This window comes from Phyllobacterium chamaecytisi (assembly GCF_020164455.1).
In the GTDB taxonomy this organism is placed as follows: Bacteria; Pseudomonadota; Alphaproteobacteria; order Rhizobiales; family Rhizobiaceae; genus Phyllobacterium; species Phyllobacterium chamaecytisi.
In genome coordinates, this window is the sequence record NZ_JAIQWW010000019.1 from 125,820 (window position 1) to 135,637 (window position 9,818).

Genomic DNA, 9,818 nt, shown 5'->3' on the forward strand with positions numbered 1-9,818 from the left:
GAGCTTATTCCATCACGGCCGCATGATCCGCTGGGGCGGCGTTTGACGCAGGCTTGCGCAGCAACATGACCAGCGGGATCGAGACCAGCGACATGATCATCAACAGCTTGAAATCGTCCATGTAGGCGATAATTGTCGCCTGGTTTGTTATCATCCCGTCCAGCGCAGCGCGACCAGCAGCCTTCATAGGGTCGAGATTCTGCATCACTGCCGGCGCGTTGAATGCATGGTTGAACGGCGTGACATACGCGGCGATCGACGAATGGTTGCTTTGTACATTCTCTGTGATGAGCGCGGTGACGACAGCAATGCCGACGCTCGAACCGATATTGCGCGACAGATTGTAGAGGCCGGTGCCTTCGCCGCGCATCGACGCGGGGAGGGTGGCAAAGGCGATGGTCGTAAGCGGCACGAACAGGAAGCCGAGACCGGCGCCCTGGATGAATCCCACATAGACGATAGTCCACTGCGACACGTCGGGCGTCCAACCCGTCATGTCGTACATTGCCCATGCGGTCAGGCTGAAGCCAAGGAACAGCAAAAACCGTGTATCGACCTTGCCGATCAGTCTACCGACTATAAACATGCAGACCATGGTACCGACGCCGCGCGGCCCCATGACGATACCGGCAGTGACGACGGGATAGCCCATCAGCGTCTGTAGATAGGGTGTCATCAAGGCGAGCGACGCAAGATAGGTGACGCCTATGACGAAGATAAAGAACATGCTGACCGAAAAATTGCGGTCGAGGAAGAGCCGCGGATTGACGAAAGATTTCTTCGCGGTGAACGTGTGCACAAGAAAGAGATAGAAGGCGCCGGCGCAGATTAACGCTTCGATCTGGATTTCAGCGGAAGAGAACCAGTCGAGCTGTTCGCCGCGGTCGAGGAAGAGCTGCAGCGTTGCGATGGCAAGGCTCAGGGTTCCGAAGCCGAACCAGTCGAGCTTTGCGCTCACCTCTTTCGTCGTTTCGGAAACGAAGGCGACAATACCGAAGAACGCCAGCATGCCGATGGGCACATTGATATAGAATACCCAGCGCCAGCTGATATGGTCGGTGAGCCAGCCGCCGATGACCGGTCCGAGCACTGGGCCGACCATCACCGATACGCCGAAAAGCGCCATGGCTCGGCCGCGATCTTCCACCGAATAGATGTCGAGCAGAATACCCTGCGACAACGGCACAAGCGATGCGCCGAAGAGGCCCTGCATCAGCCGGAAGACCACGATTTGCGGCAAGGACTGGGCGAGGCCGCACAGAACCGAAGCGGCGACAAAGCCGACAATGGCGGTCAGAAGGACGTTCTTGCGACCGAAGCGGGCGGCGAGAAAGCCCGACGGCGGCGTCATGATGGCCGCGGCGACGATATAGGAGGTAAGGACCCAGTTGATCTGATCAGCACTCGCCGAGACACTTCCCTGGATATAGGGCAGCGCCACATTGGCGATCGTCGTGTCGAGCGCCTGCATGATCACCGCGAGGATGACGCACGCGGTTATCGCGCCGCGGTTGGCGATAACGGGCGCGGCGCTGGGGTTAGCGATGGTATTAGACATGATCCTTGCTGCCGAAAAGACCGACGACGTCTGTCATGAAAGATGGGAGGCCGCGGGCATGGCCTGTATCGACACCTACGGTGACACTCATGCCCACCCGCAGTGGCGGCTTACCCGCCATGTCATCTATGCTGACGAGCATGGGAATGCGCTGGACGACCTTCACCCAGTTGCCGGTGGTGTTCTGGGCAGGCAGCAGCGAAAAGCTGGAGCCGGAAGCTGGGCTGATGCTGGAGACCGTGCCTTTCCACGTCACGTCCGGATAGGTGTCGACGCTGATGGCAACTGTCTGGCCAGGGCGCACATAGGTGAGCTCGGTCTCTTTCGGGCTCGCAGCGATCCACATATGCGTCGTCGAGACGAGACTGAAACCAGCCTGCGACGCTTGAAGATAGGCGCCTGTTTGCAGAGAGCTCACATTGGTGACGATGCCGTCAAACGGGGCACGGACAACCGTGTGGTCGAGATTGCGCTGGGCATTGTCGACAGCCGATTGCTGCTGCAGATAAGAAGGATTTTGTTCAACGGGTTGATCTGCGTTGCCGCCAAGCTGCGCCAGCGTTGCCGCCGCTTCTGCCTTGGCAACATCGACCTTTTGCTGGGCCGCATCTAGATCGTGCTTGGCCTGATCATAGGTCGCGCGGGACGCGAAGGAGCTTGCATTCAGGTCCTGCTGGCGCTGCAACGACTTTTCGAAAAAAGGAATATCGGCTTCAGCCTGGGTTATCTCCGCCAGCGATTGCTTGTAACTAGCTTCAAGATTGAGAACTTGATTGCGGACTACGCCAAGCTGCGCCTTCGCGCCGGCAAGTGCGATGGCAAAGGGAGAGGCATCGAGACGGAACAGCACATCGCCCTGCTTGACCTGCTGATTGTCGCGGACATCCACCGACTGCACGATACCGGACACGTCGGTGGAAACACCGACCATGTCGGCTTGGATATAGGCGTTGTCGGTCGACATGACCTGACCGCCAGTCGCATAGAAATAGCCGCCAACGATCAAAAGAACCGGCAAAAGCCCAAAAAGCAGCGGACGCTTCAAGCTGCGCCGCGGGCGCGCCTGTGCGGGAGCCGCAGGGGGCGTAGTTTCCTTGGCCACAGGTACGGCAGGCACCGTTTCGATGGTCGTATCGGGCTTTTCCATTACCGGGTCATTGCGCGCTGCATTGTCCGAATTGGCAGGTATCCGCAGGGAAGGTGAACCGTCAGCCATGATTTTTCTCTCTGTCCTCGACCGGCGTTTGGCATGCGTCGATCAAATTTGTCTTCATAAGGGTCAGTGTTCGAATGAGATGTTCGCGATCTGCATCCGGGACATCGGCGAGCGCTTCAGAGCGAGTAAGGTCTGCAACACGGCGAATGCCGTCGAGAAGGGGTCTTGCCTCTTCGCGGGAAAACAAGAGCCGGATACGCCGGTCAGTCGGATGCTTGCGACGCTCGATTAGGCCGCGCTCCTCAAGCTTGTCGAGGATACGAACCAGGGTGATCGGCTCGACTTCCAAAAGCTCGGCCAGACCTGCTTGATGGATACCCTCGTTTTTGGAGAGATAAGCCAGCGTTTGCCATTGCGACCGCGTGAGGCCCAAATCCTTTGCGCGCTGTTCGAAACGCTTGCGCAACAGGCGTGCGACCTCGTGCAGGAGAAAGCTCAGTGTTGGTGCATTGTCCATGATGGGATGGCAAACTCATAAGGATGCTTATAACAGTCATGCATATAGCAAGGGTGCTAGGAAAATTAAAGGCGACAGCTTGCCTCAGGCAGAAAAAAACTGGGCCAGGTCTTCAATATATCGTGAAGGAACTCGCGTCAGGACGACCGAGGAGGTTCAATCCTTACGAGGAAGGAACGTCTGCTCGTATCCGCTGATGAATCTATCAAAAAGCGCAGCAAACGCTTCGACATCTGCGGGGGGCCAGTCTTTGACGACTTTCTGTACGATAGCGAGTTTCTGGGCCTTGATTTCCGCGACCAACTTCCGCCCCAGCGCCGTGATAACAACCACAATACGCCGCGCATCAGCTTGGGAGGCTTTGCGGCGCAGGACGCCGCGCGTGACCATTTCCGCAACGATGCGGCTAGCCCGGGAGGGATCGATGCGCAAAATTTCGGCGATCGCACCAACCGTTACTTCGCCGGACGTTTCAGCGCGTCTTACAGCGTCAAGAACGTCGAGGTGCGAGAGTTCCAGGCCAGGCGCAACGTTTTGGACTGCAAGGCGGCCAATCAGGCGTCTACCCACCAACAGGCGCATCCGCGTCATTACCTGACCGATATGCACGATGTCTTCATGGTAGCTCTGATTGTCGGCTTCACGTTTATGTGTCGTCATGGCACCTGTCATATCTTTGAGCACACTGATACTTCAAGGCATCCAAATATGCAAATAGCATTACAGTGCTGTTGACAATTATATGCTAATAGCACACTTATCTCTTTAGTGAAGTTCGGATATCCTGCTCAATGGACATGCATGCACCGCCCGCGCCGCTCGTGACGGACCACCGTCTGCGGCTTATCATCTTCTTTTTCCTGAGTTCGGCCATGTTCATGGCGACGCTCGACAATCAGATCGTCTCGACGGCCTTGCCGACAATTGTCGGCGAGTTCGGCCATCTGGAACGCTTCGGCTGGATCGGATCCTCATATCTGCTTGCTTCGAGCGCTGTTATGCCGATCTACGGCAAGCTGGGCGATCTCTTCGGGCGCAAATATGTGATGATGACCGCCATTACGATCTTCACCATCGGATCAGCTGTGTGCGGTCTCGCCGTTTCGATGAACACGCTGATCGCTGCGCGGGTTCTGCAAGGGCTCGGCGGCGGTGGAATCATGGTATCGATCTTCTCCATCAACGCCGATCTTTTCGAACCGCGAGAACGGGCGCGATATCAGAGTTATTCGAGCCTTGTCCTGATGGCTTCTGGCGCAATCGGTCCGGTACTTGGCGGCACAATGAGCGATCTTTTCGGCTGGCGATCGATTTTTCTGGTCAATATCCCGGTTGGGATCATCGTCCTGACGGGCCTGTTCACGATGCTTCCCTATCGCAAGCCCGAACGCAAGCCAAAGATCGACTACGCAGGCGCGATATTGCTTGCGCTGACCACAAGCAGCATCGTGCTCGTTGCCGACAGCTCAGAGCTGTTCGGTTCAATAATATCGGTTCAGAGTGTTAGCATTATTGCATTCGGCATCGTGTGCGCCACGAGTTGGGTGTTCGTTGAACGTCGTGCAGTAGAGCCCATCGTCCCGCCAACACTTTTCCGGAATCCGACATTCTCGCTGCTGCTCGTGATCTCGATCACCAGCGGTGCGATTGCAATCGGCATGGTCAATTATTTCGCGCTTTTCCTACAGACGACTACAGGTCTGTCGCCCTCACAGGCGGGCGTGTTTTTCATCCTTTTGACAGGCGGTATTGTCTGTGGGTCTCTCTTAGGGGGACGGCTGATCTCGACGACAGGTCGCTACAAACCCCAATCCATAGCCAGTCTTTCTTTAAGCTTCCTCGCCTTCATGTTGTTCACTCAGGTCCAGGCTGGAACGCCCGTGTTTCTCATAGGCATCCTGATGGCCATGCACGGGATCGGCATCGGTCTTGGACAACAGGTTCCGGTGATTGGCGTACAGAATGCAGCAGATAGCCGGGATGTTGGGGCAGCGACAGGGGCGGTGACACTTTCGCGCATGGGTGGAGCGTCTATCGCCATTTCCATTTATGGCGCTATCGTTGCAGCAAATCTGTCCCGTGTCGGCGTCACCATTCCCGGGGTCAGCAACATTGAGCAGTTGACGCCGAAAATGCTGGGTGCGTTGCCAGAGGCGGCGCGACAAGCAGTTGCCGATAGCTATGCTGCAGCATTCACGCCGCTTTTCTTGACCTCGGCAGGCTTTGCCATCACTGGATTGCTGGCGGCGTTCATGCTCAAACCAGTGCTGCTGCCAACCGCAGGGGTTGTGAAAAAACCGAATACAGCTGAATAATGCGCGAAGTGGTGCCGCATACCTGTTTCAAGGTCGCGGCGAAACGCGCACATCCCGATCATGGCGGTTCGCACGACGCCATGAATCGCGGCTTCTACCGGGCCTTGCCAGGATTGAAATCATGACTATCGATACGGCTTTGCAGTCAATCGTAACTGTACGCTCCTCAATTCCCGATGACGCGTTTACAGCGGCTACGCTAGGTACCTTGAGAGAGGGCAGCGGCGTGGTCATTCGTGAGGACGGGCTGGTGCTCACGATCGGCTATCTGATTACAGAAGCTGAGGAGGTTTGGCTGACGCGCCATGACGGGCAAGTTATTCCCGGTCATGCGCCGACGTATGATCAAGAAACGGGATTTGGCCTCGTGCAGGCGATTGGGCCTCTCGGCGTGCCTGCGGTGGACTTCGGCGATGCCGCCCAAGCCAACGTAGGAGATCCCGTTGTGCTTGCGGACGGGATCGGTCAGTTCGTCCGAGCGAACATCGTCGCCAAGCAGGAATTTGCCGGCTATTGGGAGTACGTACTGGATGAGGCAATCTTCATTGCGCCGGCTCATCCTTCCTGGGGAGGGGCTGCACTGCTCGACGCAGACGGCAAACTCCTGGCCATCGGCTCGCTTCACTTGCAAATGAGCAAAAATGGAGAGCATGCGGACATCAATATGATCGTACCGATCAATTTGCTGCCGCCGATACTGGACGATCTACTCACGCGCGGCCGAGTCAACAAGCCGCCGCGGCCCTGGCTCGGGGCGTTCTCCGCCGAGAGCAGCGGCAAGGTCGTGGTCATGAGTGTCGCGCCAGGAGGTCCGGCGGCTCAGGCGGGCCTGCGTCAGGGCGATATCATCTCGGAGATCCGAGGCGAGGAGGTTGATGGGCTGGCGGATTTTTATCGGAAGGTGTGGACGAGCGGCCCTGCGGGCGCAGAGATCCCCATGAGAGTCCTGCGCAACGGCCGCGAGGCATGGTTGCGCGTGAAGTCAGCCGATCGGAACAGCTTTCTCAGAAAACCGCCCTTGCAGTGAGCAGAGTCCCCCAACAACCGACGGCTATTGTTAAGCGAGTCTTTTACTTCCGGCATGACTAACAAATGAATGTCAATCGAACGTATACCTCAATCAAACGACCGCATTACTCACCCGTACGTTGGTATGATAGAGCATCAAGCGCCGTCGCGCTACTTTACACCACATCCGATTCTGTCAGCGCTTTTCTCTAGTCAACTTAGCCGGAGGATCAAGATTTTGATCGGTCTCATAAAAGTACAGAATGCAGTTGTGGTGTGTGCCCCTGATGCACAACGCATTTCATACGGGGCGAAACCCATATGCCGAGGATGGACTCGCGTCTTTGCAATCTTTTTTGGCGTCCAGGCAATGTTCGCGTTGGGGCTTGCTGCCGCCGCACACGCAGGTCCCTGCACCGGAAAAATCGAAGCCGTTCAGATGCAGGTCGACGCTGTACTGGAAGCGACGGCCGGCGCTGGACCTACGCTCCCTGAGAGCCAATCTGCCGGTCTCCATCACGAGCCTACACCTGAGTCAATCGCACGTGCGGAGGAACAAGCCGGTGAAGGAGTGGAAGGCGAACGAGCTTTGGCTGCACTCGCACGTGCGCGCGCGGCTGACAGGGCTGGTGATGCAAACCTTTGCAAGATAGCACTACTCGACGTACGGCGCGCAATTGATCACTAGGAGCAGTGACGATGGCCGTTGCGGTAGTCTCGAACATCGAATGGATGTGGCGACCAGTGGAATGTGGAGCGAATTGCACAGGGCCGTTCAAAGGTTTTCTTACCGGTGCAGGCCGGGCCAAAAGCAGCTTTGCTCGCCAGTTCGTTCAAAACATCGATCCAATCTTTGGCTCGTGCGACACCGCCGTCGGCACGGAGCGGATGAGGACGCCATTGAGCACCAACGTGATCATCGTCCCTATCCACTCACGCTCTCTTCGGTGCTAGGTGCGTCCAGTTGCTCAAGGAGCGCAGGATAGTCCTCGCCAGCATCCGGTGCCCTCGCCGCAACATAGACGAGTGCTGAAACGTTAGGATGCACACCTGCCTCTGTGACAATCATTCCCGCAAACGAGTGTCCTACCAGGACCGTCGGGCCGTCCTGCAGTGCCAGTACCCGCTCGGCGGCCGCCACGGCTTCAGGTAACGTCGTCAAGGGGTTTTGAACGGCCGCAGCGTTGAGCCCGGCGGCCTGAAGGCGAGCAATCACCTCCGTCCAGCATGATCTATCTGCAAACAAACCATGGACGAGGACGACGTTGCGAGCTAACCCCGGTGATGCCTCCGCGGCCGTGCCACGGGTGGAGATCAATGATGCCGCGCCAGCGGCCAGGGCCGCCGAAAATACCCGCCTGTTCACAATCATGTAATGGCACTCCAGGGTTGTTGATTTGAAGGCCTTGGTAATTCTCGTGTGAGAAGATCATTATCGATTTTACATGAGTATAGTCGATACGCTGTTGGCGACGAGCTGCTCCATGGCGCAAACCCGCTACATCCTCCGCCACTGGAGGTTTAATCGATCTTTCGTTTAAGCAGAATATACCAACGTATACTTACCCCTCGGGTAGGCTAAAGGTAGTCTTCTAACTGCGCCTGTCACAAACCCCGACGGGGCTGGTAGTTCCCCCGGCTACCATACTTCGACGTTTTCCGCCCGTTGAAGTGCGGCCATCCATGGCCCGCAAAAGACCGTCCGAGCCCCTCCCGGACGGTCTTTTGTCTCATAGCCCGCAGCTTTACCGTCCAACTTCCCATATTATTGGAGGCGTCCAATACTAGTCAGGGCACAATTATACCAATGTATAATCATGTACATCCGAAGCATAATTTCATTCTCCAAAAGCCAATGTAACATAGCAACTATGAAAAACCTTTTGACCCATACAATAGCTGCCGTTGTCATCTCCACGGCGATTTCCGCAGGTTTCGTGCCCGGTCATGGGACCTCTGGCTCGTTCGCCTCTGATCGAACGCGGCACATGGACAAGACGTCTGGACACGGCAGCAAGTACTATCGAAGCGATCCTCGTAAGGTCTTCCCGGAATGGGAGAACAATATTTGGGAGGATCAGGTCTGGAACGGGCTTGGTTAATTCAAGCCCGCGCGTCCACCACCTCGTCAACCCGCCGCTGAGCGGTCAACAGATGGAATGACAATGACAAATAGCCCAAAAGACAGAAAGGCTCTGGCGACTGCGAGCCGGATGAAGGACCTTGAGCACAAAATCCACGATCTGGAAGTTGATCTCGGCAGTGCGGTCGAAATCGCATATCTGCGTGGCGCCACGGAATGGGTTCGTATCAATTACCCATCCCAATACGAGCGGCTGCACGTGCAATTTGACAGCTGCGCGGCTTGAAGCAGGGCCGTTGAAATGTTCGTTTCAGGTCGGCTTCGTCTGACCGCCGGGCCTTGTGCTGCTCCCAACATTCGCTGCCGTGCTGCGGCAATCGTCTAAGCAGACATCACTTGTTCAAGACAGGCCGAAGGGCCTCATAGGCCTTGACGAGTTCAGCAAGGGTTCGCACAGCCATTTTCTCCATCAGGTGGCTGCGATGAATTTTGACAGTTATCTCACTCAGGCCAAGCTCCCATCCGATCTGCTTGTTCATCAGGCCGCTTGTCACCAAGGCAATTACCTCACGCTCTCGAGCCGTCAGGCTTTCATACCGCGTCATCAGCGCGGACAGTTCGCCATCGCTCGTCCGACGAGCCCGGTCAAGAACGAGCGCATTCGAGACCGCATCGAGGATGTCCTGGTCGCGGAACGGCTTGGTGAGGAAATCAATGGCGCCAGCCTTCATCGCCCGAACCGACATGGGGACATCACCGTGGCCCGTCATGAAGATGATGGGAATATTGTTGCCAAGGTTAGCGAGCTTGTCCTGGAAGTCGAGCCCGCTGACGCCCGGAAGCCGAATATCGAGGACAAGGCAGCTTCCGGCAGAAATCTTGGCAGGACGGTAAAGGAGTTCGGAGGTGGAGCCGAACAGCTCTACACTCATGCCAACCGACCTGAAAAGATTGGCCAACGCTTCTCTCAGATGTGCATCATCGTCAACGACAAAGACAAGTGGCGAGCTGTGTTCGTCCATTACCCGGTCCCTTGTTTCAAAGGAATGGTGAATTCAAACGTGGTGCCGGATCCCGGTTCGGAACTCGCACTGATGCTTCCCCCATGTGCAGTCACGATCGAGCGGCAAATCGACAACCCCATGCCCATTCCGTCCGGCTTGGTCGTGTAGAAAGGGTTG

At 56.6% G+C, this 9,818-nt stretch carries 11 protein-coding genes and 1 pseudogene; 5 read left to right on the top strand and 7 right to left on the bottom strand.

Annotation, left to right across the window (positions count from 1 at the left end; translation table 11 throughout):
- Positions 1–4 precede the first annotated feature (4 nt).
- The 4 genes from LB462_RS24565 to LB462_RS24580 form a co-directional block, all read right to left on the bottom strand.
- A complete protein-coding gene (locus LB462_RS24565; protein ID WP_255627580.1) occupies positions 5–1,558 on the bottom strand; it encodes a DHA2 family efflux MFS transporter permease subunit in 1,554 nt (517 codons plus the stop codon).
- Positions 1,551–2,774: an HlyD family secretion protein gene (locus LB462_RS24570; RefSeq protein WP_224513406.1), complete on the bottom strand. Its 1,224-nt coding sequence runs from the start codon at positions 2,772–2,774 to the stop codon at positions 1,551–1,553. The genes LB462_RS24565 and LB462_RS24570 overlap by 8 nt, the downstream gene beginning before the upstream one ends.
- Positions 2,767–3,231 carry a MarR family winged helix-turn-helix transcriptional regulator gene (locus tag LB462_RS24575; RefSeq protein WP_224513408.1) on the bottom strand — a complete coding sequence of 155 codons (465 nt, stop codon included), beginning with the start codon at positions 3,229–3,231 and terminating at the stop codon, positions 2,767–2,769. The genes LB462_RS24570 and LB462_RS24575 overlap by 8 nt, the downstream gene beginning before the upstream one ends.
- A 156-nt stretch (positions 3,232–3,387) precedes the next feature.
- Positions 3,388–3,891: a MarR family winged helix-turn-helix transcriptional regulator gene (locus LB462_RS24580; protein WP_224513410.1), complete on the bottom strand. Its 504-nt coding sequence runs from the start codon at positions 3,889–3,891 to the stop codon at positions 3,388–3,390.
- A gap of 131 nt (positions 3,892–4,022) precedes the next feature.
- Between LB462_RS24580 and LB462_RS24585 the strand changes: the two genes are divergently transcribed.
- From LB462_RS24585 to LB462_RS24595, 3 genes are all read left to right on the top strand, one after another.
- A complete protein-coding gene (locus tag LB462_RS24585; RefSeq protein ID WP_224513412.1) occupies positions 4,023–5,546 on the top strand; it encodes an MDR family MFS transporter in 1,524 nt (507 codons plus the stop codon).
- 121 nt (positions 5,547–5,667) lie between these two features.
- Positions 5,668–6,573, top strand: a complete 906-nt coding sequence (locus tag LB462_RS24590; protein WP_224513414.1) for a S1C family serine protease — start codon at positions 5,668–5,670, stop codon at positions 6,571–6,573.
- Positions 6,574–6,924: 351 nt separating this feature from the next.
- Complete coding sequence (locus LB462_RS24595; protein ID WP_224513416.1) at positions 6,925–7,242, top strand: hypothetical protein; 318 nt, start codon at positions 6,925–6,927, stop codon at positions 7,240–7,242.
- A gap of 246 nt (positions 7,243–7,488) precedes the next feature.
- Here the strand turns inward: LB462_RS24595 and LB462_RS24600 are convergent.
- Positions 7,489–7,926: pseudogene (locus LB462_RS24600) on the bottom strand (alpha/beta fold hydrolase); the annotation flags it as partial.
- Between the two features lie 511 nt (positions 7,927–8,437).
- Between LB462_RS24600 and LB462_RS24605 the strand changes: the two are divergent.
- Both LB462_RS24605 and LB462_RS24610 read left to right on the top strand, forming a co-directional pair.
- Positions 8,438–8,656 carry a hypothetical protein gene (locus tag LB462_RS24605; RefSeq protein WP_224513418.1) on the top strand — a complete coding sequence of 73 codons (219 nt, stop codon included), beginning with the start codon at positions 8,438–8,440 and terminating at the stop codon, positions 8,654–8,656.
- A gap of 63 nt (positions 8,657–8,719) precedes the next feature.
- Positions 8,720–8,923 (top strand): hypothetical protein, encoded by a 204-nt coding sequence (locus LB462_RS24610; protein WP_224513419.1) that lies wholly within the window; start codon positions 8,720–8,722, stop codon positions 8,921–8,923.
- 106 nt (positions 8,924–9,029) lie between these two features.
- Here LB462_RS24610 and LB462_RS24615 read toward each other — a convergent pair whose 3' ends face one another.
- Both LB462_RS24615 and LB462_RS24620 read right to left on the bottom strand, forming a co-directional pair.
- Positions 9,030–9,659, bottom strand: coding sequence for a response regulator transcription factor (locus LB462_RS24615; protein ID WP_224513428.1), 630 nt, complete (start codon positions 9,657–9,659; stop codon positions 9,030–9,032).
- On the bottom strand, positions 9,659–9,818 hold a 160-nt coding region (locus tag LB462_RS24620), incomplete at its 5' end, for an ATP-binding protein (RefSeq protein ID WP_255627590.1). The genes LB462_RS24615 and LB462_RS24620, both read right to left, overlap by 1 nt.